A 21,790-nucleotide genomic window follows, 5' to 3' on the forward strand; every position below is an offset into this window, starting at 1 on the left:
TCAGGGCCACAGGGCCATCAGCCGGTCATTGACGACGCGACCATCTTCATAGCGCACCGCCCCCTTGCGTTCACCCTCTAAAATGAAGCCAAAGGAGGTGTAAAGCGCTTCGGCCGCAGCATTGTCGGCATGCACATGCAGTTCGATCTTGCGGATATAGGGATGCGCCTTCACCCAGTCGATAAGGGTGGCGAGCAGTTTCCGCCCGATCCCGGTGCGGCCCCGATCGGCGCGGACTGACATGGCGAAGGTCAGTACATGCCGCACCCGCTGGCGCGGATCCACCCAGCCATCAATCATGCCGATGATTTCCCCGCCTGTGTCGGTCGCGATGAAGCAGATTTCACCAGAGGAGGACAGCTTCCGCACAATCCAGCGCCACCGCGCAAAGGTCGATATGCGGTATTCGTCGGGTGCCGTGATCAGGTGATCTGAGGTTTCATAGACGCGTTTGACATAGGCATTGAGGGCGCGGGCGTCCCCCAGTTCCACCTCACGCACCAAAATCCCGCGACTTTCCGTCATTCCCGCTTGCTCCCGGCTTGGGGCGGCGCTAAGTTGCCGCCCTGATTTTATGTTGCAACGCGACACGTCTTTCCAAGGGATTTTCCATGTCGGACATTGACAAAGCCACCGTGGCAAAGATCGCACGGCTGGCGCGCATCCGCATCGAGGATGACAAGCTTGACCATCTGGCCGGTGAACTCAACGGCATCATGCACTGGATCGAGCAGCTGAACGAAGTGAATACCGATAACATCGCGCCGATGGCGAGCGTGGTGGATGCCAAGCTGCGCTGGCGACAGGATGAGGTGAATGATGGCGGCATCCAGGACAAGGTCCTGAAAAATGCGCCGAACGCCGAATACGGCTTCTTCACCGTTCCCAAAGTGATCGAGTAGGCCTCAAATGACCGACCTGACCAAACTGACAATCGCCGCCGCCCGCGACCTGATGGCGAAGGGCGAGCTTTCCTCGCGTGAGCTGACCGAAGCCCATATCAAGGCTGTGGAAGCCGCGCGTCCGCTGAATGCCTATGTGGCCGAAACCCCCGAGATTGCGCTGGCGCAGGCAGATGCTGCCGATGCCAAGCGCAAGGCGGGTGACGCGAAGGCCATGACCGGTATCCCGGTCGGCATCAAGGACCTGTTCGCCACCAAAGGTGTGCACACGCAGGCGTGCTCGCACATTCTCGATGGCTTCAAGCCCGAGTATGAATCGACCGTGACCCAGAAACTTTGGGACAATGGTGCGGTGATGCTTGGCAAACTGAACATGGACGAGTTCGCCATGGGGTCGTCGAACGAGACGAGCTATTACGGCCCGGTGAAAAACCCGTGGCGCGCCGAAGGCTCGAACAAGGATTATGTGCCCGGTGGTTCGTCGGGTGGTTCGGTGGCCTCGGTTGCCGGTTACGCCGCGATGGGCGCGACCGCATCGGACACCGGCGGTTCGATCCGCCAGCCTGCCGCCTTCACCGGCACCTATGGCATCAAGCCGACCTACGGCCGCTGCAGCCGTTATGGCATGGTGGCGTTCGCGAGCTCGCTCGACCAGGCCGGTACCATCACCCGCACGGTGCGCGACGGCGCGATCATGCTGGAAAGCATCTGCGGCTTCGACCCCAAGGATTCGACCAGCGTGAACATGGCGGTGCCGAATTTTGAAGCTGCCCTCACCGGCGACATCCGCGGCCTGAAAGTCGGTATTCCGCAGGAATATCATCTGGCCGGCATGCCCGCCGAGATCGAGGCGCTGTGGCATCAGGGCATCGAATGGATGAAGGCTGCGGGTGCCGAGGTTGTCGATATCAACCTGCCGCACACCAAATATGCCCTGCCGACCTATTATATCGTGGCTCCTGCCGAGGCTTCCTCGAACCTCGCCCGCTATGACGGTGTCCGCTACGGCCTGCGCAATGTGCCGAACGGCGGCGGCCTGAATGATATGTACGAAGCGACCCGCGCCGCCGGCTTCGGTGACGAGGTGAAGCGCCGCATCATGATCGGCACCTATGTGCTGTCGGCCGGTTACTATGACGCCTACTATCTGAAGGCCCAGAAGGTGCGCCAGCTGATTTCGGACGATTTCAAGCGTGCGTTTGAAAAGGTCGATGTGATCCTGACTCCGACCGCGCCTTCGGCAGCCTTTGCCTTCGGCGAGAAGTCGGACGATCCGGTTTCCATGTATCTCAATGACGTCTTCACCGTGCCGGCGTCGCTGGCCGGTATCCCGGGCGCCAGCGTTGCTGCTGGCCTTGACGCACAGGGACTGCCCCTCGGGCTGCAGATCCTCGGTCGTCCGTTCGACGAGGAAACCGTGCTGCGCGTCTCCGGCGTGATTGAAGAAGCGGCGGCCCTGAAGGCCGAACCCAAAGTATGGTGGAGGTAAGCACCATGGCGAAATATATCATTCAGGGTGCGACCGGCGATTTCGAAGTGGTGCTGGGGCTTGAGGTCCACGCACAGGTCACCTCGAACGCGAAGCTCTTCTCGGGCGCTGCCACCGATTTCGGTGCCGAGCCGAACGCGCAGGTGTCGCTTGTCGATGCCGCGATGCCCGGCATGCTGCCAACGATCAACGAGGAATGCGTGCGTCAGGCCGTGCGTACGGGTCTGGCACTTGGTGCCCAGATCAACAAATACTCGGTGTTTGACCGTAAGAACTATTTCTATGCCGATCTGCCGCAAGGCTATCAGATCAGCCAGTTCAAGCATCCGGTCGTGGGCGAGGGGATCGTGAAGATCGACCTTGAGGACGGTTCCACCAAGGAAATCGGGATCGAGCGTATCCACCTTGAGCAGGACGCCGGCAAGTCGATGCATGACCAGCATCCGCAGTTCACCTATGTGGACCTGAACCGCTCGGGCGTTGCGCTTATGGAAATCGTTTCGAAGCCGGATATGCGCAGCCCCGAAGAGGCCGGTGCGTACCTCACCAAGCTTCGCACGATCCTGCGCTATATCGGTTCGTGCGACGGCAACATGGAGCAGGGCTCGATGCGCGCCGACGTGAACGTGTCGGTCCGTCGTCCCGGCGAACCCTTCGGCACGCGCTGCGAGATCAAGAACGTGAACTCGATCCGCTTCGTGCGTCAGGCCATCGAATATGAAGCCCGCCGTCAGGTGGACATCATCGAGGATGGCGGCAAGATCGATCAGGAAACTCGCCTCTTTGACCCCGTGAAGGGTGAAACCCGCTCGATGCGGTCGAAGGAAGAAGCGCACGATTATCGCTACTTCCCTGATCCCGACCTGCTGCCCCTGGAGTTCGACGATGCCTTCATCGATGCAGCACGTTCGAGCCTGCCGGAATTGCCGGACGACAAGCACGCCCGTTTCGAGGCCGAGCTTGGCCTTTCGGCCTACAACGCTTCCGTTCTGGTCGCGGAGCAGGAATCGGCTTCCTTCTTCGAAGTAATTTTGGACGAAACCGTCAAGGCCACCAAGAAACCGGCGAAGGACGTGGCCACCAAGGTTGCCAACTGGGTGATCGGCGATCTCTTTGGCGCGCTCAACAAGGCTGGCAAATTGGTTGCCGACAGCCCGGTGAGCGCAAAGCAGGGTGCCGAGCTTCTGGCGCTGATTGAAGACGGCACTATCTCGGGCCGTATCGCCAAGGAAGTGTTCGAACTGATGTTCGAGACCGGCAAGGACGCCGGCACGATCGTTGAGGAAAAAGGCCTGAAGCAGGTTTCCGATACGGGTGCCATCGAGAAGATTATCGACGAGGTGATCGCCGCGAACCCCGGCCAGTTGGCGGAATACCGTGGTGGCAAGGACAAGCTCATCGGCTTCTTCGTCGGTCAGGTGATGAAGCTTTCGGGCGGCAAGGCCAACCCGGGCCTCGTGAACCAGCTTCTGAAGCCGAAACTCGACGGCTGACCGGGCGGGCCACGCTCCTGAAAATGTGATAAGGGCCGGTTTTCCGGCCCTTTTTCATTGCCACATTTCCGCCACGGCCGCATTGGAGTATGATGCCAGAGGAGAGTGTGACCATGCTTCGTGCGTCTGCCATCGCCGCTGGCCTCATCGCTGCCAGCACAAACGCCGCATTTGCGGACGAATTGCCGTGCATCGGCAGTGGCTGTGATGCCTATGTCCTTGATGCTACCCCCGTTTATGGCCCGAGCCCTGAAAAAGTGCGGGCACGCCAGAAAGTGATCGGCGGCGCGCTTGGCGGGCTCGCCGGTGGCCTGATTGGGGATGAAGTCGGTGGCACTGGCGGTGCGATTGCCGGCGTGGCCCTTGGAGCCGTGCTTGGCATGCAGAAGCCCGACAAGGACCGGATGGAGCGTCAGGCACGCTACTACCGCGAACAATATCTGGCAGGCACGGATATCAGCTACGACCCCTCGCGGCCGATACCCGCTGTTGCCCATTGGCGGGGCGAGCCGCGGCAATTTCCGTCCGTGGTCCTGCTGCCAATTCCGCTCGGCCCGGATGACTGAATGATGAACAGCCCGGTTCAGACTGCATTCAGCAGGCCGGGCATAGTGTGTAAGCGTCCCTTATCAGGAGGCCGCGATGTTGAAGAAAAGTTTCGTCCTTATGTGCCTCGCCTCGGTTGCGCTGCCGGCCATTTCGGTGGAAGCAGGCGACAAGCGCGATGACCGGCGTCAGGAACAAAAAGCCCAGCGTCAGGAACAGCGCGCCCAGCGCCAGGAGCAACGGGCACAGCGTCAGGAACAGCGGGCGCCGCGTCAAGAACGTGCGGAACGCACCGAACGCCGGAGCCCGCAACCGCAGGCACAGCCCCAGCAACGCCCGCAGCCGCAACAGCGTCAGGCACAACAGCGCCAGCAGCCGCAAGATCGCGGTGGCCGTGAGCCCGTGGCGCGCCTTTCGGGCCAGCCGGAACAGTATCAGCAGACTGTACCGATGCAGATGTCATCGCGCGACCAGAAGCGCGGTCAGGTGAAAAAGGCGGATGCGCCGCGGAAAACGTCTTCGGGCAAGCCGAGCGGCTATCAGTACCAGTATCAGAAGCCGGTGAAGCAGGACTATGGTACGTCGAATTACCAGTCCCGTGATGATCGCGGCCGCGACCGTGATCGCGATGATCGCAACAAGCACAGTTACAGGAATGACCACAAGGATCGCCACGACCGGAATGACCGTCATGACCGGAACGGCCGTGACAAACACAAGTGGGATCACAAGGACAAGCATAACTACAAGTACAAGCACAGCTACCGGCACGATAACCACCGGTATCGCTACTGGTATCCGGGCTATAGCTATCACTATCGTCCGATCCTGTGGACGCCTGGGCACCTGTACTATGGCTACACTTGGGGCGGTCACTATTATTATCCGCGCGGCCACTTCCGCCATCACGGATACTATTACAGCCCGATCGTTGTTGTGGGGCACCACCACCACCATGGGTGCGGCCACCATTATTTCGACGGCTACTGGTATGACCGTCCGGTGATTGGCTTCAGCTACAACTACTATGATGGCGGCAACAATTATTACCGCGAAAGTGATAGCGGCGCCGGCATTCTGGGTGCCACGCTGGGTGCGCTCTTTGGCGGTATCCTTGGGGCCGAGATCGATGGTGGCCACAACCGTACGGCGGGCGCCGTGATTGGCGCTGTGACGGGCGCTGTGGTCGGCCACGAGCTGGCGACAAGCGGCAGCGGCAACAACAGCAGCAGTGGCAGCGACCAGCGCTACTATTACCGCGACGAAGGCCAGGAAGTGCGGAACTGCATATCCTACAGCTTCGAGAACGGCGAATATGTCTGCACCAAATGGACGGTCGAATATCGGTACGACGACTGATCGTCCCGCAGGATAAGGGAGCAGAATGGGGAAGGGCGGCAATCTGGCCGCCCTTTCTTGTTTGCCTGCAAACGCACAAAGAAAAAGCCCCGCCGGAATGCGGGGCTTTTCGTTCAATAGGCAGGTCGCCTAGTTGCTGCGACGGTCGTCATAGACGATCTTGGATTGATCCAGCACCAGCCGGGCTTCACGGCCATACAGGATCACCACCGGCGCGCCGGGCTGCAGCGGCACGTCATCGGCCTGCACCAGCGTCACAAGGCCGCCGTTTTCGGTTTTGACGATATATTCGTAACCGGTGCGGTTGCCCGATTTCTTTTCCACGTCGTTACCAATGAGGCCGCCGATCAGGGCGCCAGCGATGGCACCCGCCACCGCGCCTTCACCGTGGCCACCGATTGCGGCACCCGTGGCGCCGCCGATACCGGCACCGGCGAGGCCGCCGTAGCCCTTTTTCGGGCCAGAAATCTGCACCTGGCGCACGCTTTCCACAGTGCCGCGCTCTGCATGCTGCACCTGGCCAGCCGCACTTGAGCTGTAGGTTTTGGAATCAGGCGCTGTCGCGCAGGCGCCAAGGCCGATAACAGCAGGCACCAGCAGGGCGGCGGCGAGGGAACGGGAGATAGTCTTTTTCATGTCAATCAAACTCCGGGCACATGTCCTGACAATATAGGTGCACCTTGAAAAGGGCAGATTCAAGGCAGGGGCGAAAGGTCATCGTTGTCATGTGTCTGCAACATTCAGCCGTAAAATGACCCTCGGCAAAGCTTGCATGCCGTGTTCGGAAGTATTGGAAGCGGAATGTTTATGGGTATCACAATCGGGTCGATTGCCAGTCTGGTGGCACCGGCGAGCCCCGAGGACTTTTGCGGCACGCTCTACGACCGCTTCACGGCAGATGATACCCTGCAATCCATCGCCGTTGTCGATGGCCGCCGCCCGGTGGGCCTTGTGCGCCGGATGGACCTGATGCTGAAGCTCGCCGACAAGTTCGGTCGCCCGCTTTTCGAACGTCGCCCCGTTCGTTTTGTCATGGATGAAAGCCCGATGGTTATCGAAGCGGGCATGTCGCTTGACGAGATCAATGCCCGGCTGGTGCGCGACGGCGCATCGCTGACCCAGGGCTTCATCGTCACACAGGGCGGGCTCTATCACGGGATCGGTACGGCCCAGACGGTCCTGCAGGCGAACATGCAGCGCGCCGAGGAGCGGATGCGGCAACTGGAGCGCGCCCATCTGGCCGCGGAATCCGCCAACCGCGCCAAGACCCAGTTTCTGGCCAATATGAGCCACGAGCTTCGCACCCCCCTGAATTCCATTATCGGCTTTTCGGACCTGATCATTGAAAGCTCGGATCGCGGCAAGCCTCTGGATGCGATGACCGATTATGTCGGCGATATCCGCATTGCCGGGCGGCACCTGCTGAATGTCATCAACAGCATCCTTGATATGTCGAAGATCGAGGCCGGCGCGTTTGAACTGCGCGAGGACCATGAAGACCCGGCGGAGCTTGCCTATCAGGCGGTTCGCATGATGGACGGGACAAGCCGCCGCGCCGAAGTGAAGATCGAAATCGAAGCCCCCGACCACTGCGAGGACCTTTGGGCCGATCTGCAGGTGGCCCGGCAGGTGCTGATCAATCTTCTGTCGAATGCCGTCAAATTCTCGCCCGCTGGCGCAACCGTCCACCTGATCCTGTCGGAACATGCCGATGGCTGCTTCTCCTTCGAGGTGCGCGACCACGGCTCAGGCATTTCACCGGCAGACCTCGAGCGCGTACTGAAGCCGTTCGAGCAGGTGGACGGTGCGATTGCCCGGCGCCACGAGGGCACGGGGCTTGGCCTGCCGCTGGTGCAGGCCTTCATGGAAGCGCACGGCGGCACGCTTGCCCTTGAAAGCGAAATCGGCGTCGGGACACGCGCCATCGTCACCTTCCCGGCGGATCGCTATCACCCGCGCACCAAGCTTTTCAACGCCATCTGACCGTCGCTGCCGGCGCTTCAAGATTCGGTTTTGAGCAGGCCCCGGCCTTTGGTACACTCGATACCGGAAGGGTAGCGGGTCATTCTCCATCGCCCCTTCCCAAGAAACCAAGTCCGCTATTTCTGACGTCAGGTTCCGCTGCCCTTCGGGCGGCCGGGATGGGCGCTGGCTTTTGTCTTCATATGGCGAGCCGCAGGAGAGAAGTGAACCGCAGGGATGCGGAGAGACGGAAATGGGTCAGAAGGACATGGAGTTATATTCATATGTGCAGGAGCGCATGGCCGGGGCCGAGACAGGCCAGGCCGACGCGCTATATGATCTGGGGCTACTCTATTCCACGGGGCAGGGGGTCGAGCGCGACTATGTGCAGGCTCACAAATGGTTCAATCTGGCAGCGATCCGTGGTGTGCGGCGCGCGCAGGTGGACCGTACCGAACTCGCCCGTGACATGACATTCGCCCAGATTGCCGAGGCACAAAAACAGGCGCGCGAGTGGCTGAATACCCATTGAGCAGGCTGGAAGGCAGCGGTCAGGACCGGTCTGTCTCCAGTATCCTGTCGATGAGGAAGGCCAGATGGTCGCGGTGTGTCTGCGTGGCAAGGTCACCCCGCCAACGGCTCATGTCGTTGCGGATGGCGCGCAGGTTTGAAAGCGCCGCCGCCCTTGAGACATAGTCATGTGACCCGCCTTCCATGACGATCATCAGAAACTGCACATAGAGTGTCTGCAATTCCTGCCGGTAGGCGTTCACGCTGCCGCGGCTGTCATCGTCGAAAATCGCTTCCGACAGATCGGTCATCATCCGCACAACCGGATACTCGTTTCCGTAAAGCCCGCTGTCCGTCAGGCGCAGCAGTGTCACCGGATGCAGCAGGTGATAGAGAATACCAGCCTGGATATTGGCAACGCGGGCGATGGGTTTGGGGTCGTCCGTCCCGAAGAAATTGAAGAAGCCGCGCCGCTCGATCCCCAGTTGCTGCAGGAGGCTCGCATCCACCTTGAAGGCTTCGGGGGCAAAGATATTGTCACGCAGCAGCTTCATGGCTTCGCGCTGGCGGGCCATCGGCACCGGCGTATAGGGTCGCGCGGCGCCCTTCTGGCCGGCGACAGCCTTGTCCACATACACCCCGCCGATGTAGCGCGAAATGACCCTGCCTTGTGTCGCCATGTCGGCTGTCAGGATCAGATAGGCATTCCTGAGCGCCTGATAGCTCTCGCCCGGTTTCACCATGCGCCCGGCGATTTCGCCAAGGGCTTTGCGGTCGAGCGCCAGCCGGTCAGCAGCGTAGCGCATCGCATCGTCCGTCAGGTCATTCAGATTGATGCGCGGGTCGATCCCCTTGCCGGGTTCACGCATGTCATCGGCATCGTTCGCAAAGGCCAGCGCCTTTTCGGTCGAGCGCGCGAGGAGCGCAGTGCGTTTGGCGGTATCGCTGACTGTCGGATCGTAGCCGAAGCGGATAGCCCAGATATCGTAGGCGCCGGGCTCTGTCGGGAAATAGTCACCCTGCGGCTTGCCGGGCGGCGCGAAATTGATGGCAGGATAATCCATCACAGAGCCGAGCTTGACGCCGCCCGCCTGTTTGAAGGCATCGGCATAGGGCAGCGACTGGCTCGCCATCATATTGTGGGTGAGGCCGAGCGTATGGCCAATCTCGTGGGTGACGAGATAGGCAACCGTTTGTTCCAGCAGCCGTTTGCGCTCGTCTTCCGGGCGGTCAAAAACGGCTGAAAGCGCCATCGCATAGTTAAGATTCTGGTGCAGCATGGTGCCGACGTCGCACTGTGCCTGCATCTGGCGCGGGTCTGACTTTGCCGTTTCCACCGTCATCGGCAGCGGATCCGCCCAGACGGCAGCGGCCGTGTCGCCTTCAAACACATCGCGCATCTGTAAAAGCTGAGCGAGCGTGCTGTATTCAAGGATCACATCGGCGCCAAGGATTTCGCCCGTCAGCGGGTTGGTGAAGCGTGGACCATAGCCCGAGAAAGGCGGCTGCGGGCTCGCTACCCAGCGGATGACATTGTAGCGGATATCATCGGCGTCCCAGTCGGCATCATCGGGCTGGGTTTTCACCACGATCACATTCGTGAAGCCTGCAGCTTCGAACGCCTTGTTCCAGCCAAGGGCCGCCTTTTCGATGATGGGGCGCAGCTCCAGGGGCGTCGTATTTTCGATCCACCAGACGATGGACTTCACCGGATCGGAAAGCGGGGCTTCCGGGTCTTTCTTGATGAGCCGCCAGCGCGAGATCATGTCGCGCCAGGGCGTGATATCGGTGCTGGTCAGGTCGTTCTGATAATCGACGAAATAGCCGACGCGCGGGTCATCAAGGCGTGGCTCGAACTTGTCGTCAGGTTTCGCCAGCAGCGTATGCGCCACCCGAACGGTCACAATACGTGGATCGGTGATCTCAAAACCCGCACCCGCATTTTGCGGCACTGGATTGACGAATACATAGTCGACAACAACCGCGGTGTTTTCCGGATAGTTCCGGATCAGTGATACGCGGGAGCGTTCCTTGTCGAGCTTGCCGAGGCTGAAGCCGCCGTTGGCGCCACCGGGCAGGGGGGGCGGTTTCACGGGGTCGAAGCTTTCGTCAACGAACAGCGCGTCAGCGCGCACGAGGAAGCGCCGCTCGGCACCGGTGCCGCTTGCGGCCTCGATCCGCATCACATCGATCACGGCGGGGCTGACGTTGGCGCCGGCAGACCGCGCCAGCGGGCTCTTTTCATCGTAGTAGAAATAGGGGTTGCTCTCGACGATCTCGATCTTGTCGAAGCGGCGGATCAGGCGGAATACCTTCTTCTGGCGGTACTGGCCGCGGAAATGGCCACCTTCCACCACGCCGTCCGACACCTGAGACACATAGATGAAATCACGGTTCAGCTGGCTTGCCGCAATCTCCATCCTGAGGGCACCGGTCTTGGTGTCACGGTACAGCGGGAACAGGCCTTCCATCTTCTGCTGGCCCTTGACGCGGGCCTCGATGGTATTGGTCGGTTCTTTCGGCTTTTTCTCGGCCTTGTCGTCCGAATTTTCGTCTTTCTTGGGCGGTGCCTTCTTCTCGTCCTTCTTCGCCTCGTCGGGCTTTTCGTCCTTGGGCTCGTCCGGTTTCGGTGGTTCGTCCTTCGGCGGCTCGGCGGGCTTGGGCGGATTGGGGTCGTCAACCGGCGGCTTTTCCGGCTTCGGGTCGTCGGCAAAGGCAGCAGGCATGCCGATGCAGGCAGCGAGCGCCAGCCCGATGGTCCGGTGAAGGAGAAGAGAACGGAGGGAGCGCGGCACCGGCATGGTTTGGCTCCGGCTCAGCTCGGGCTTTTCAGCATTGTCTCAAAGCGGCTGAGGAAGGCGTCGCATCCGTCGCTCGGCGCTTTGGCAGAGGCCGCCGCCGACAGATTCTTGAACTCGATCCGCGCCATATGCTTCTCGAAATCATCCTTGGCGAGGCGGGCGAAGCCACCCTCGGCGCGGGCGATATATTCGTCCGTCATGTCTTCGGGCGCGTCGCAATATTGGGCGGCGCCGAGGATACGGGCGCTGTCGCGCACGGCGTCCATCAGGGAGTCTTCGGCCATCGCGGTGCCGGAAGCCAGCAGAAGGAAGGGCAACGCAAGAAGCGAAGGGGAGGCGAATGTCATCGTCAGCAAGTCCTTGAGAAGGTCAGGAGATCAAGCCTAGCGCCAATCGCGCCGGGTTAAAAGTCAAAGCTGAGGGAGGACGAGCCTTCACGGATATCGCCGCCCTTGCGGTCGGCCCCGACACGGACAAGGACGCTGTTCGTCTGGCCCGGCAGATTGCCGATCAACATCTTATTCATGATGGTGACGTTTTTGGGGCGCGTCGGCCAATCGGCCTCAAGAAACAGCATCAGTGTCTGGCTTTCGAGCTTCATGCCGAGATATTTGAGCTTCACCGGTGTGCCGTCGAGCGACAGTTCAAGGTCATCAAGGATCATCGGGCCGACAGCTTTTTCAAGCTCGGGAATATCCTTGTCGTCAAGGAAGCTCAGTCGTTTGCCGAGCTCGACAGAAAGATAGGCTTCGATTTCGTGGGCATGGGCCTCGATGACAAGCTCGACCGACTTGTCATCATCGTTCCAGAATACATCCGTGAAGCTGGCATAGACATTGTGCGCTGCCGCCGGCAGGGCAGCGATAAGGAGCGCAAGGCCCAAGACCAGCGCGCCTTTGAAGCGGGCAAAAAGCCGCTCAGTCAGTTTGTTCATTATCAAGTTCAACCCGGTTGCGGCCGGATTCCTTGGCCTTGTATAGGGCGCGGTCGGCGCGACCGATCAGGAAATCCAGCGACTGGTCATACTGGCCAAATTCGGCGACGCCGATACTGACCGTGAAATAGGGTGTTTCGATATCGGCACCTTTTTTGGGCGCCCGCATGGCAAGGCGGATCTTTTCGGCAAGCGGCAGCGCATCGGCGGCGGAATGGCCGGGCAGCAGCACCGCAAACTCCTCGCCCCCCATACGGCCGGAAATTGCGCCATCAGGCAGCAATTCGGTGATGCGCCGCGCGCAGTAGCAGATGGCGATGTCGCCGGCTGCATGGCCGAAGGTATCGTTGATTGCCTTGAAATGATCGATATCAACCATGATGGCGACAAGGTTGCCGCCGGCCTGCGCGTCTTCCAGCGTCCAGCGCCCGCAATCGGCAAAGCTGCGGCGATTGAGGAGCCCCGTCATCGGGTCGGTGGTCGCCAGGCGGGTGAGTTCGGTCTGCTGTGTTTCCAGCTCCTGCTTGGCGAGGTAAAGCTGGTCGGCGAGTTCGGTCACCCGCGCGGTTTCATCTTCCATCAGCGAGGCGTGCATCGCGCCGTCCTGCTGGGCCAGCATGTCGATCGTGCGGTCAAAGATCGTCCAGATGCGGCGGTCACCGGCAATCGGATGGCTGGCGCGTTCGAGGAGGCGCCCGTCCGTCAGGTGAAGCTTGTCGGAATAGGGCATGCCGGGGGCGGCAATCAGGGTTGCGACAATCTCGTTCGGGATTGTGGGATCACTGGTTTCAGCATGAAGGGGGGCGAAAGCCTCAAGGATGGGAAGTCCAGCCGCGTCCATGCCGATCACGGCAGTCATGGCCGCATTGGCAACAACGGCGAGGCCGTCCGCATCCGAGATGAGGACAGGCCAAGGCAGCGCATCGATGTCGATCAGGCGTCCGGGCACGTCGGTCTGCTCCAGCGCGGCTCGCTGCGGCATCATGTGGCCTCGTCTCCTCACTCCGTACGGTTTCCCCCTTCGTACGCGCCCCATAGAAAGGGGGTGGGGCGGCAAAGTCAAGCCGGGCGTGGGGCGGATATGCGAAAGGGCCGCACATCGCGGCCCTTTGCTGTTCTGCAAGGCTCGGGAAGAAAAGCCTATTTCTTGTCGGCTTCAGCTTTTTCGCCGTCCGCCACTTCTTTCATCAGATCGCGGGACTGTTCGCTCTTGAACAGTTCCACACGGCTTTCCTTCGCTTTGGCGGGCCATGCGTTGTTGCGGGTGTCCGCGTCGGCGATTTCGTGATGTGGGTCAAGCGTCACCGATTTGATCTTCTTGGGGCGGACCAGAAGCTTCGTCACTTCATGGGCGTTCTGGCGCCAGATTTCAGCAGCGATGCGGACTTCCTCGTGCGAGCCGTCCTCATACTCGACATCAAGCACAAGCGGCATCACAAGCCCGCCGATGTTGCGGAAGTCGATGAAATAAAGCTCGCGCCCGTATTTCAGCAGCTCTTTTTCCCAGTCTTTCAGGTCCTTGAGCGCACTTTGATACTTGTCACGCTGCTTCTTGGTGACGATGAAATCGTCGTTCTTGTTGTAGAAGTCCAGAAGCTCGGGGAAGCGTTCGGTGCGCATCGGCTTGCCGGTCGCACGCTCGCGCACCTCGCCGATATAGCCCTTCAGCTTGGCGTCTTCCTCGCGGTCCGTCGCATTCTCGATTTCGGGGTCCTGCGTATGGATGCGGGCATGGGTCACGCCGTCGATGGCGATATCAACGTGATCGGTGGTGTAGAACCAGCCGCGGAAGAACCAGTCCAGATCCTTTGCGGACGCGTCTTCCATGGTGCGGAAGAAATCGGCCGGGTAGGGGCGCTTGAATTTCCAGCGGCGGGCATATTCCTTCATGGCGAAGTCGAATAGCTCGCGGCCCATCACGGTCTCGCGCAGGATGTTCAGCGCGACGGCCGGCTTGGTATAGGCGTTGGGGCCATAACCGATGATGCTGTCCGACTGGGTCATGATCGGGGTCTGGTCGACGCCGGTCATGTAGGGGATGGCCATCCGCGGTTCGCCGTAACGGCTCGGGTAATTGGCTTCCCACTCGCGCTCCGCCATTGACTGGAGGAAGCTGTTGATGCCTTCGTCCATCCAGGCCCAGTTGCGTTCGTCGGTATTGACGACCATCGGGAAATAGATATGGCCGATTTCGTGGATGATCACGGAAATGAGGCCGTATTTCACCCGTTTCGAATAGGTGCGGCTGCCGTCGTCATGCTGCTCGGGACGCGGACCGTTCGACGTGATCATCGGATATTCCATGCCACCACCGATGGGGCCGTTCACCGACCAGGCATTGGGGTAGGGATATTCGAAACTGTAGCGGCTGTAGGTATCCAGTGTATGGGCGATCGCCTGCGTCGAATATTTATCCCAAAGCGGCATGGCTTCTTCGGGGTACAGCGACTGCGCCATCACGGTGCGACCGGACGCCGGCAGTTTCACGCCCCATGCGTCCCACACAAACTTGCGGGATGATGCGAAGGCGAAATCGCGCACATCCTTGGCCTTGAAGTGCCAGGTCTTGGTTGCGTCCGTTTTTTCGGCCTGATTGGCAAGGGCTTCCTCTGCGGTCACGATCATGACCGGACGGTCGGCGGTCGCGGCCTTTTTCAGGCGGTCGCGCTGGGTGGCGCTCAGCACGTCGGCAGGGTTCTGCAGTTCACCCGTGGAGCCGATGACATGATCGGCGGGTGCTGTGATCTCCACATCGAAATCGCCGAACTCGAGGGTGAATTCGCCGGTGCCGTAAAACTGCTTGTGTTCCCAGCCCGTCAGGTCGGTATAGGCGGCGAGGCGCGGATACCATTGGGCGATGAAGAAGATGTCGTTGCCATCCTTTTCATAATGCTCGTAGCCGCCGCGGGCACCCATGGCCTTGCCTTCGGGGATATTGTACCACCAGTCGATGGCGAAGCTGGTGGAAGCACCGGGCTTCAGCGGCGTCTTCAGGTCGATCCGCATCATGGTGTCGGACATGGCGTAGGAAAGCGCATTGCCCGATGCATCGGCAACCTTGGTCAGCTTGAAGCCGAAGTCATTGTCTTCGGTCATCGCGATTTCGCGCATCGCGGCGAAGCTCATCTTCTGCGCATCTTCCTTGGCAAGCGCCATGGTCTCGTACGCGTCCGAATGCTTCGAGAAACGGTTCTGGTCGAGCTGGACCCAGAGATAGGTCAGCGTGTCAGGGCTGTTGTTCTTGTAGCTGACGTTCTGGCTGCCGGTGATGCGGCGGTTCTTCTCATCAAGCGTCACCTTGATCCGGTAATCAACCTGCTGCTGCCAGTAGGCGTGGCCCGGCGCACCCGACGCGGTACGATACACGTTCGGTGTCGGCAGGCTTTCTTCCAGTTGGCGGAACTTGTCGACGAAGGTGCCCTTCGTCTGCTGGATCGGTTCGGCCGCGGCCTCGATGCTCACTGCGGCCAATACGGCCACGCACAACACTCTGATCACACATACCCCCTGAGGCTGTTCTTTTTTTGAATGCGAATGGCAGACATTAGGAAAGCTGCGGGGTGCGCGCAACAAGGATCGCATCAACTTTCGTTCAAGGAAACGAAGGGTGCCTGAATGACCCTTCGTAGAAGAAGGACAAGACAGTCCAAACGTCCGTGCAGGACAAACGGTAAAGGAGACATAGTCATGACAGCCAAAACAACCCTCGCAGCGACGATCGCAATAGCCCTTCTGGCCACCGCAGGCGCCAGCGCCGGCGAACACGGCAAGCATGGCATGCGCGGCGGCTTCGATCATTTCGCCAAAGCCGATGCGAACGGCGACGGTGCCGTATCGAAAGACGAAATGACCGCCGCACTTCAGGCGCATTTCGGCAAGTATGACGCCAACAAGGATGGCAAGATCGTCCTCGGCGAGCTGCCGAAGGAAATGCCGGTGCCGGAAGAAGCCAAGGCAAAAATGCAAGAACACTACGACCGGATGGTTGAAAAGCGCGGCAAGGAAAAGGCCGACAAGATGATGGAACGTGCCTCGAAGGGGCAGAGCCGCATCGATTTCATGAGCCGGTTCGACCGCGACAATGACGAAGCCATCTCGTTCGCCGAATTCTCGGCAAAGCCGCTGAAGCATTTCGAGAAAGCCGATGGCAATGGCGACGGCACAGTGACGGCTGCCGAGAAGGAAGAAGCCATGAAAAAGATGCGCGAGCATATGAAGGAGCGCGGCCACGGCAAGTGGGGCAAGCGCGGTGACGACGAAAAAGACCCTGAATAAGTATTGATCAGACTACTGGTTTGCCAGTGATTTCGGGCCTCTGCCTTCCTCTTGGGCGGAGGCCCGTCTGTTTCTGGCGCCCGGAAAAGGCCTGCTCGCTGTCGCTTTTTGACCATATTGAACCCCGACCATGAAAACTCCCAAACGGGAGCCGGAGGGGGCTCCGGGCCAGACGCAAGGCGGACGGCCCACGACCGGGCACAGGTGTCCGGAACAGGAAAGGAGCTGAACCATGTTTGGAAATAAAAGCACGATCGGCGTTTTCACCGTTGCGGCCCTGTTTGCAACATCGGGTGCCATTGCAGGCGGCCAGATGGGCCAAACGAGGGCTCAAAGCGGCATGCTGCCGTATCTCGAGGTCGCTGACGCCAACAAGGACAATTCCATCACCGAAGCGGAATTCAGCCGCTATCTGCAATCGCGGTTCAAGGAGCTTGATACCAACAGCGACGGCAGTGTGGCTAAGGTTGAGCTGAAAGAGGAAGTGAAGGGCGCTGATGGTGCTGACCAGACGGCTGCCACCTTCCTCGCGCTGAATGATCTCAACCGCGACAACAAATTGACCTATGACGAATATGTCAAGGACCCCATGTCCGAATTCGCGCTCGCCGACAGTAACGGCGACCGCAAGGTCTCGATGGAGGAGGCTAAGCCGAACAAGCGCTAAGGCGCTTCAGGGGCCAACACCAATCAACGCGTCGGGCCTGCGGGCCCACCGCACCTCACATGTCCCCTCTACCTGAGGCGCACCCGAGGCTTGCCCTTTTGCAGGGCTGGCGCTAGGGTGCGCCGATTTTCATCTGCCACATAAAGGTTCGCATCATGTTTCAAGGTTCGATCACAGCCCTGATCACTCCCTTCACCGAAGACGGTTCGGTGGATGCGAAACGCTATCAGAAGTTTGTCGACTGGCAGATAAAGGAAGGCACGCACGGGCTTGTACCGGTTGGCACCACGGGTGAATCGCCGACCCTGACGCACGAGGAACACCATCATGTGGTGGAGCTGTGCATCGAGGCCGCTGGCGGCCGCGTACCGGTGATGGCCGGGACGGGCTCGAACTCGACGCGGGAAGCGATCAGCCTGACGCAGGCCGCCCAGAAAATGGGGGCCGACGCCGCGCTCATCGTGACGCCCTATTATAACAAGCCAAACCAGGCGGGGCTTTACGCGCATTTCAAGGCGATCCATGACGCCACCGACCTGCCGATCTATATCTACAATATCCCCGGCCGCTCGGTGATCGACATGGGCGTTGAAACCATGGCCGCCCTTGCCGAACTGCCGCGTATTGCGGGCGTCAAGGACGCAACGGGCGATCTGGAACGCGCGGCCCAGCAGTATCGTGCGATGGGCCCTGATTTCATCATGCTGTCGGGCGACGACCCGACCTCGCTGGCCTTCTATGCAACGGGCGGACGTGGCACCATTTCGGTGACCTCCAACATCGCGCCCAAGCTTTGCTCTGATTTCCACAAGGCATGCCTCGCCGGTGATTATAAAACCGCACTCGCACTGCAGAACCGCCTGCTGCCGCTGCACCGTGCCATGTTCATCGAACCGAGCCCGGCGCCTGCCAAGTTCGTCGGGTCGCTTCTTGGCATCTGCACCGACCGGGTTCGCCTGCCGCTCTTGCCGCTGACAGATGTTGGCCGCGCGACGCTCGCCTCGCTCGTGTCCGAAGTCGGGCTTGGCCCCGTGAATTTCGACTGAACCGATGGCGGCCAAGGCGAAAAGCGGTGGCCTGAAGGGACGCATTGCGGCTGATAACCGCAAGGCGCGGCACCTCTATTTCATTGAACAGGAATATGAGGCAGGTCTTGCGCTGACGGGGACCGAGATCAAGTCCCTGCGGGACGGCAAGGCCAACATCACCGAATCCTACGCTGAAGTGCGGGACGGGGAAGTGTGGTTGGTGAACGCCTATATTCCCGAGTTCTCACACGGCAACCGCTTCAATCACGAGCCGCGCCGGCCGCGCAAGCTGCTTCTGCACAAGCGCGAGATCAACCGTATGGGCGGTGCCGTGAAGCTGGACGGCATGACGCTGGTGCCCCTGAAGATTTTCTTCAACGATCGCGGCCGCGCCAAGCTCGATCTCGGCCTTGGCAAGGGCAAGAAGCTGCATGACAAGCGCGAGACCGAAAAGCAGCGTGACTGGGACCGCCAGAAATCCCGCCTGATGAAGGATCTGGGCTAGGCCTCAGCCGCTCGGCGGCAGGGTGATGGCGAACCGGGCTGGGCTTTCGATGCTGCCGGCAATCACCGAATTTTTCCCCACATGCAGGCGCGCCGTTGCGGTTTGCCCGTATTTCGACAGCTTCTGGCCGTTGACGATGGTGCCCGACGGGGCTCCAAGATCCTTGATCCAGAGAAGGCCATCACGGCGGACAATCTCGAAATGGCGATGGGCAAGTTCGGTCATGCCGATCATCGGCAGTTGCAACTGGTTGACGCTGATAACCGGCCCCTCGCTCGGCGCCGTTACGTTACCCACAACAAACGGAAAATTGCTGATCGGCAGGCCCGAGGGCAACAGCCCCGCGACCTGCGGCGAATAACCTTCGATCAGGATGGCGTCGCGCCCGATTGCGCTGGCGTCCGCGCCGGCCTTCGCGGCATTGAAGGCGTAGCTTGAGCGCAGCCGCGCGGCGAGCGTGTGCAGCACATGCCGGACGAGCGGATCGTTGAAGCTTTTGCGGAAGTCCTCGGCCGGGATGAACAGCGCCTTTGTGTCCATCGATGCCTTGGCAGTCACCGAATGGGGCCGGCCCTCTATGACGCTGACCTCGCCCAGAAGCTCACCGCCGCCAATGAAGGCGATATGGGTCTCGGCGCCTTTCTCCTCGCGCCAGAGGTTGATCTGGCCCTCGAGGATCAAAAAAGCCCCCTTGGTGGGGGAGCCCTGGCGGTAAACTACATCGCCGGCCTTGAAGGCAACCTGATTGTCTTCCATCCCATTGTCCTCGGGCATAAGCGCGCTCCTGCTCCAGTCAGACGCATCATATATCAATGAGTTAGGCTCCGCAAATGTCTCCGTGTGGCGGGGCTGTCGGGATTTCTTGCAGGCTATTAAGTGGAATGTTAGATGAGAGGCACAATCATAATCATTCTCATTCAGGGTGTGCCATGTCCACGAAAACCTTCCCCGTACTTGCTACTCTTACGGCCATCTGTGCGCTCACCGTCGGCGCTTCCGCGGATGTGGCGTCGGAGGCTGGCTCGGCTGAAGATATTGCCTTTATCGAGCCCGCCATTGAGCGCATCCAGGTCATTGGCCGGAAGACAGAACGCAGTTCCATCGCCGGTTCGGCCACGCGCCTTGATGAAGAAGATCTGCAAGTTTTCCGTCATACGGATATCCAGCGTGTGCTGCGTGCTGTGCCTGGCGTCAGCATTCAGGAAGAAGATGGATATGGCCTTCGTCCCAATATCGGGATGCGCGGCACCGGCACCGACCGTTCCGCGAAAATCACACTGATGGAAGATGGGGTGCTTATCGCCCCAGCGCCTTATGCGGCTCCGGCGGCCTATTATTTCCCGACCACGGCGCGCATGGAAGCGATCGAGGTCCGCAAGGGCTCTTCGGCGGTCAAGTTTGGTCCCCGTACGGTGGGCGGCGCCTTGAATCTTGTCAGCCGCTCGATCCCGGACGATGTCGCCGGCTTTCTTGACGCACGTGGCGGCAGCGACAGTTTCTATGCCCTGCACGGTGCCATCGGAGGCACCCTCGATAATCTGGGCGGCCTGATCGAGGCCTATCGTTCGAACAATGACGGCTTCAAGACGCTGGCGAATGGCGGCGACACCGGCTTCGAAGTTGAGGACTATCTGGCCAAAGCACGTATCACGACCAGCGAGGACGCAACGGTCTTCCAGTCGCTCGAAATCAAACTCAGCAAGACAAAGAACGATTCAAACGAAACCTATCTTGGGCTGTCGCGCGAGGACTTCGAAGCCGATCCCTATCAGCGCTATGCGGCCAGCGAACGTGACCGGATGGAAACGGACCACGAGCAGATCGCTTTGACCCACGTGCTGCGTGTTGCCGACATCGAATTGGTGACCACGGCATATCAAAATGATTTTGAGCGCGACTGGTTCAAGTTCGATGATCTGTTCCTGAACGGTGCTTCGGTGTCGGCTGCCGGCGTGCTTGCCAACCCGGCGTCCAATCCGCTGGCTTACGCCTACCTCCGTGGAACGGCGGACAGCCCGGCTGGCGCTATCCGCTTGCAGCACAATGCCCGCACCTACGGGGCCAAGGGTGTGCAGAGCCTTCTGGCGCTGCCTTTCACGACGGGCGCTGCGTCGCACGATCTGGAAGTATCTGTTCGCTATCATGAGGATTATGAAAGCCGTCTGCAGTATCGTGAATCCTTCACGATGAAAGACGGGCATCTGTCGTTCGCCTCTGCCGGCGCTCCGGGCTCGTCGGGTAACCGCAAGGTTGCCGCCAATGCCTGGGCGGCGATGGTGCAGGACACGATCACGTTCGGGTCTCTGACCCTTGTACCCGGCGTGCGGTTCGAAACGATCGAACTCAGCCGTACTGACTGGGCATCGAACGATCCGGGCCGCACCGGCACTGCCACGACCCTGCCAGCCAAGCGGATCAAAGCGGCTGTCCCCGGCCTTGGTATTTCCTACGATCTTGACAACGGGGTGACGCTTACCGGGGGCGTTTTCAAAGGTTTCAATCCGCCGGCAGTCGGGGAGGGCGACGTCCGCGAGGAGGAAAGCCTGAACATCGAAGCCGGGGCCATCGTCGATCTTGGCGCATTCCACGGCGAAGCGATCATCTATGTGAATGACTATGACAATATCCTTGGCACCTGTACGGCGTCCGTCGCGTGCAACACTGGTGATATTGGCGACCAGTTCAATGGCGGCAAGGCCGTGATCAAGGGCCTCGAAGTCGCTGGCGGCTACAGTTTCGTTGTAGCTGACGGTTTCACCGTGCCCGTTTCGCTTACCTATACCTTTACGGACGCGGAGTTTCGCACCAGCTTCTCCAGCGGTTTCTGGGGCAGCGTCGAGAAGGGCGATGCGCTGCCCTATGTCGCTCGCCACCAGGTGACGGTAGGCGCTTCTGTGGTGACCGAACCTTTCACCGTGTCGCTACAGGGCAATTATGTGAACGCCGCCCGCACCACTGCTGGCCAAGGGGCTATCCCGGCGGATGAAAAAGTGGACGGCCGCTTCGTTCTTGATGCATCAGCCCAGTGGCGGGTCACGGAGCATGTAGAGCTCTATGCCATAGCCCAAAACCTGCTTGACGCCACCTATGCGGTTTCGGTGCATCCCATTGGGCTGCGGCCGGGCGCGCCGCGCACTTTAATCGGGGGTGTCAAGTTCAGTTTCTAAGGAATTGGAATCCTGACTGAATCGGCAAAAGGAGGGGTGCTTCGGCACCCCTTTTCTTTGGTTAAATTGTGGTAAATATTGGTCGGACCACAAGATATTGGGTCATGTTCAGTCTGTGTTAACGATTTGCGACTATATTGGTTTTCGCAAAA

20 protein-coding genes are annotated in these 21,790 nt (G+C 60.1%); 12 read left to right on the plus strand and 8 right to left on the minus strand.

All coding sequences use genetic code 11. From position 1 onward, the window contains the following. Positions 1-525 carry a GNAT family N-acetyltransferase gene (locus tag PH603_RS08070; protein WP_289505568.1) on the minus strand — a complete coding sequence of 175 codons (525 nt, stop codon included), beginning with the start codon at positions 523-525 and terminating at the stop codon, positions 1-3. A gap of 86 nt (positions 526-611) precedes the next feature. Here PH603_RS08070 and gatC point away from each other — a divergent pair, with 86 nt between their 5' ends. The 5 genes from gatC (at position 612) to PH603_RS08095 (ending at position 5,789) form a co-directional block, all read left to right on the plus strand. Continuing rightward, positions 612-902 (plus strand): Asp-tRNA(Asn)/Glu-tRNA(Gln) amidotransferase subunit GatC, encoded by a 291-nt coding sequence (gatC, locus tag PH603_RS08075; protein WP_289505569.1) that lies wholly within the window; start codon positions 612-614, stop codon positions 900-902. Positions 903-909: 7 nt separating this feature from the next. Then, complete coding sequence (gatA, locus tag PH603_RS08080; protein ID WP_289505570.1) at positions 910-2,391, plus strand: Asp-tRNA(Asn)/Glu-tRNA(Gln) amidotransferase subunit GatA; 1,482 nt, start codon at positions 910-912, stop codon at positions 2,389-2,391. A gap of 5 nt (positions 2,392-2,396) precedes the next feature. After that, the gene (gatB, locus tag PH603_RS08085; RefSeq protein ID WP_289505571.1) at positions 2,397-3,884 is read left to right on the plus strand and encodes an Asp-tRNA(Asn)/Glu-tRNA(Gln) amidotransferase subunit GatB; all 1,488 of its coding nucleotides are present in this window, start codon (positions 2,397-2,399) and stop codon (positions 3,882-3,884) included. A gap of 113 nt (positions 3,885-3,997) precedes the next feature. Continuing rightward, positions 3,998-4,450, plus strand: a complete 453-nt coding sequence (locus PH603_RS08090) for a glycine zipper domain-containing protein (RefSeq protein WP_289505572.1) — start codon at positions 3,998-4,000, stop codon at positions 4,448-4,450. A 76-nt stretch (positions 4,451-4,526) separates the two neighbouring features. After that, positions 4,527-5,789, plus strand: coding sequence for a glycine zipper 2TM domain-containing protein (locus tag PH603_RS08095; RefSeq protein WP_289505573.1), 1,263 nt, complete (start codon positions 4,527-4,529; stop codon positions 5,787-5,789). Positions 5,790-5,918: 129 nt separating this feature from the next. On the opposite strand, the gene PH603_RS08100 is transcribed toward PH603_RS08095, so the two are convergent. Then, on the minus strand, positions 5,919-6,425 hold the full coding sequence (locus PH603_RS08100; protein ID WP_289505574.1) for an outer membrane lipoprotein: 507 nt from the start codon (positions 6,423-6,425) through the stop codon (positions 5,919-5,921). 171 nt (positions 6,426-6,596) lie between these two features. Between PH603_RS08100 and PH603_RS08105 the strand changes: the two genes are divergently transcribed. Continuing rightward, positions 6,597-7,772 (plus strand): sensor histidine kinase, encoded by a 1,176-nt coding sequence (locus tag PH603_RS08105; protein ID WP_289505575.1) that lies wholly within the window; start codon positions 6,597-6,599, stop codon positions 7,770-7,772. Between the two features lie 247 nt (positions 7,773-8,019). Beyond that, on the plus strand, positions 8,020-8,283 hold the full coding sequence (locus PH603_RS08110) for an SEL1-like repeat protein (RefSeq protein ID WP_289505576.1): 264 nt from the start codon (positions 8,020-8,022) through the stop codon (positions 8,281-8,283). Positions 8,284-8,302: 19 nt separating this feature from the next. Here the strand turns inward: PH603_RS08110 and PH603_RS08115 are convergent, their stop codons facing one another. The 5 genes from PH603_RS08115 to PH603_RS08135 all read right to left on the minus strand — a co-directional run bounded on the left by PH603_RS08115 (position 8,303) and on the right by PH603_RS08135 (position 15,494). Beyond that, positions 8,303-11,062: a zinc-dependent metalloprotease gene (locus PH603_RS08115; protein WP_289505577.1), complete on the minus strand. Its 2,760-nt coding sequence runs from the start codon at positions 11,060-11,062 to the stop codon at positions 8,303-8,305. A 14-nt stretch (positions 11,063-11,076) separates the two neighbouring features. Beyond that, positions 11,077-11,409: a hypothetical protein gene (locus PH603_RS08120; RefSeq protein ID WP_289505578.1), complete on the minus strand. Its 333-nt coding sequence runs from the start codon at positions 11,407-11,409 to the stop codon at positions 11,077-11,079. Between the two features lie 56 nt (positions 11,410-11,465). Continuing rightward, positions 11,466-11,996 (minus strand): DUF6702 family protein, encoded by a 531-nt coding sequence (locus tag PH603_RS08125; protein ID WP_289505579.1) that lies wholly within the window; start codon positions 11,994-11,996, stop codon positions 11,466-11,468. Beyond that, positions 11,980-12,981 carry a GGDEF domain-containing protein gene (locus tag PH603_RS08130; RefSeq protein WP_289505580.1) on the minus strand — a complete coding sequence of 334 codons (1,002 nt, stop codon included), beginning with the start codon at positions 12,979-12,981 and terminating at the stop codon, positions 11,980-11,982. The genes PH603_RS08125 and PH603_RS08130 overlap by 17 nt, the downstream gene beginning before the upstream one ends. A 155-nt stretch (positions 12,982-13,136) precedes the next feature. Further along, positions 13,137-15,494, minus strand: a complete 2,358-nt coding sequence (locus tag PH603_RS08135) for a M1 family metallopeptidase (RefSeq protein WP_289505581.1) — start codon at positions 15,492-15,494, stop codon at positions 13,137-13,139. 189 nt (positions 15,495-15,683) lie between these two features. Here PH603_RS08135 and PH603_RS08140 point away from each other — a divergent pair, with 189 nt between their 5' ends. The 4 genes from PH603_RS08140 (at position 15,684) to smpB (ending at position 18,471) form a co-directional block, all read left to right on the plus strand. Continuing rightward, entirely contained in the window at positions 15,684-16,271 is a 588-nt protein-coding gene (locus tag PH603_RS08140) for a hypothetical protein (protein ID WP_289505582.1), read from the plus strand. A gap of 232 nt (positions 16,272-16,503) precedes the next feature. After that, positions 16,504-16,938 carry an EF-hand domain-containing protein gene (locus PH603_RS08145; RefSeq protein WP_289505583.1) on the plus strand — a complete coding sequence of 145 codons (435 nt, stop codon included), beginning with the start codon at positions 16,504-16,506 and terminating at the stop codon, positions 16,936-16,938. Positions 16,939-17,093: 155 nt separating this feature from the next. Further along, on the plus strand, positions 17,094-17,984 hold the full coding sequence (gene dapA / locus PH603_RS08150; protein WP_289505584.1) for a 4-hydroxy-tetrahydrodipicolinate synthase: 891 nt from the start codon (positions 17,094-17,096) through the stop codon (positions 17,982-17,984). Positions 17,985-17,988: 4 nt separating this feature from the next. Further along, a complete protein-coding gene (smpB, locus tag PH603_RS08155; RefSeq protein ID WP_289505585.1) occupies positions 17,989-18,471 on the plus strand; it encodes an SsrA-binding protein SmpB in 483 nt (160 codons plus the stop codon). Between the two features lie 3 nt (positions 18,472-18,474). On the opposite strand, the gene PH603_RS08160 is transcribed toward smpB, so the two are convergent. After that, positions 18,475-19,245: a cyclic nucleotide-binding domain-containing protein gene (locus tag PH603_RS08160; RefSeq protein ID WP_289505586.1), complete on the minus strand. Its 771-nt coding sequence runs from the start codon at positions 19,243-19,245 to the stop codon at positions 18,475-18,477. 155 nt (positions 19,246-19,400) lie between these two features. Here PH603_RS08160 and PH603_RS08165 point away from each other — a divergent pair, with 155 nt between their 5' ends. Beyond that, positions 19,401-21,638, plus strand: a complete 2,238-nt coding sequence (locus tag PH603_RS08165) for a TonB-dependent receptor family protein (protein ID WP_289505587.1) — start codon at positions 19,401-19,403, stop codon at positions 21,636-21,638. The last annotated feature ends 152 nt before the right edge of the window (positions 21,639-21,790 follow it).

The sequence above is a fragment of the Gimibacter soli genome (genome assembly GCF_028463845.1).
Classification (GTDB): domain Bacteria; phylum Pseudomonadota; class Alphaproteobacteria; order Sphingomonadales; family Kordiimonadaceae; genus Gimibacter; species Gimibacter soli.

Bases quoted from the DNA above. Each gene is read 5' to 3' on its own strand.
- PH603_RS08145 (WP_289505583.1), top strand. From the start codon at position 16,504: ATGTTTGGAAATAAAAGCACGATCGGCGTTTTCACCGTTGCGGCCCTG.
- PH603_RS08115 (WP_289505577.1), bottom strand. From the start codon at position 11,062: ATGCCGGTGCCGCGCTCCCTCCGTTCTCTTCTCCTTCACCGGACCATC.
- gatC (WP_289505569.1), top strand. From the start codon at position 612: ATGTCGGACATTGACAAAGCCACCGTGGCAAAGATCGCACGGCTGGCG.
- gatB (WP_289505571.1), top strand. From the start codon at position 2,397: ATGGCGAAATATATCATTCAGGGTGCGACCGGCGATTTCGAAGTGGTG.
- gatA (WP_289505570.1), top strand. From the start codon at position 910: ATGACCGACCTGACCAAACTGACAATCGCCGCCGCCCGCGACCTGATG.
- PH603_RS08100 (WP_289505574.1), bottom strand. From the start codon at position 6,425: ATGAAAAAGACTATCTCCCGTTCCCTCGCCGCCGCCCTGCTGGTGCCT.
- PH603_RS08095 (WP_289505573.1), top strand. From the start codon at position 4,527: ATGTTGAAGAAAAGTTTCGTCCTTATGTGCCTCGCCTCGGTTGCGCTG.
- dapA (WP_289505584.1), top strand. From the start codon at position 17,094: ATGTTTCAAGGTTCGATCACAGCCCTGATCACTCCCTTCACCGAAGAC.
- PH603_RS08125 (WP_289505579.1), bottom strand. From the start codon at position 11,996: ATGAACAAACTGACTGAGCGGCTTTTTGCCCGCTTCAAAGGCGCGCTG.
- PH603_RS08140 (WP_289505582.1), top strand. From the start codon at position 15,684: ATGACAGCCAAAACAACCCTCGCAGCGACGATCGCAATAGCCCTTCTG.
- PH603_RS08120 (WP_289505578.1), bottom strand. From the start codon at position 11,409: ATGACATTCGCCTCCCCTTCGCTTCTTGCGTTGCCCTTCCTTCTGCTG.
- PH603_RS08130 (WP_289505580.1), bottom strand. From the start codon at position 12,981: ATGATGCCGCAGCGAGCCGCGCTGGAGCAGACCGACGTGCCCGGACGC.
- PH603_RS08160 (WP_289505586.1), bottom strand. From the start codon at position 19,245: ATGCCCGAGGACAATGGGATGGAAGACAATCAGGTTGCCTTCAAGGCC.
- PH603_RS08090 (WP_289505572.1), top strand. From the start codon at position 3,998: ATGCTTCGTGCGTCTGCCATCGCCGCTGGCCTCATCGCTGCCAGCACA.
- smpB (WP_289505585.1), top strand. From the start codon at position 17,989: ATGGCGGCCAAGGCGAAAAGCGGTGGCCTGAAGGGACGCATTGCGGCT.
- PH603_RS08070 (WP_289505568.1), bottom strand. From the start codon at position 525: ATGACGGAAAGTCGCGGGATTTTGGTGCGTGAGGTGGAACTGGGGGAC.
- PH603_RS08165 (WP_289505587.1), top strand. From the start codon at position 19,401: ATGTCCACGAAAACCTTCCCCGTACTTGCTACTCTTACGGCCATCTGT.
- PH603_RS08110 (WP_289505576.1), top strand. From the start codon at position 8,020: ATGGAGTTATATTCATATGTGCAGGAGCGCATGGCCGGGGCCGAGACA.
- PH603_RS08105 (WP_289505575.1), top strand. From the start codon at position 6,597: ATGGGTATCACAATCGGGTCGATTGCCAGTCTGGTGGCACCGGCGAGC.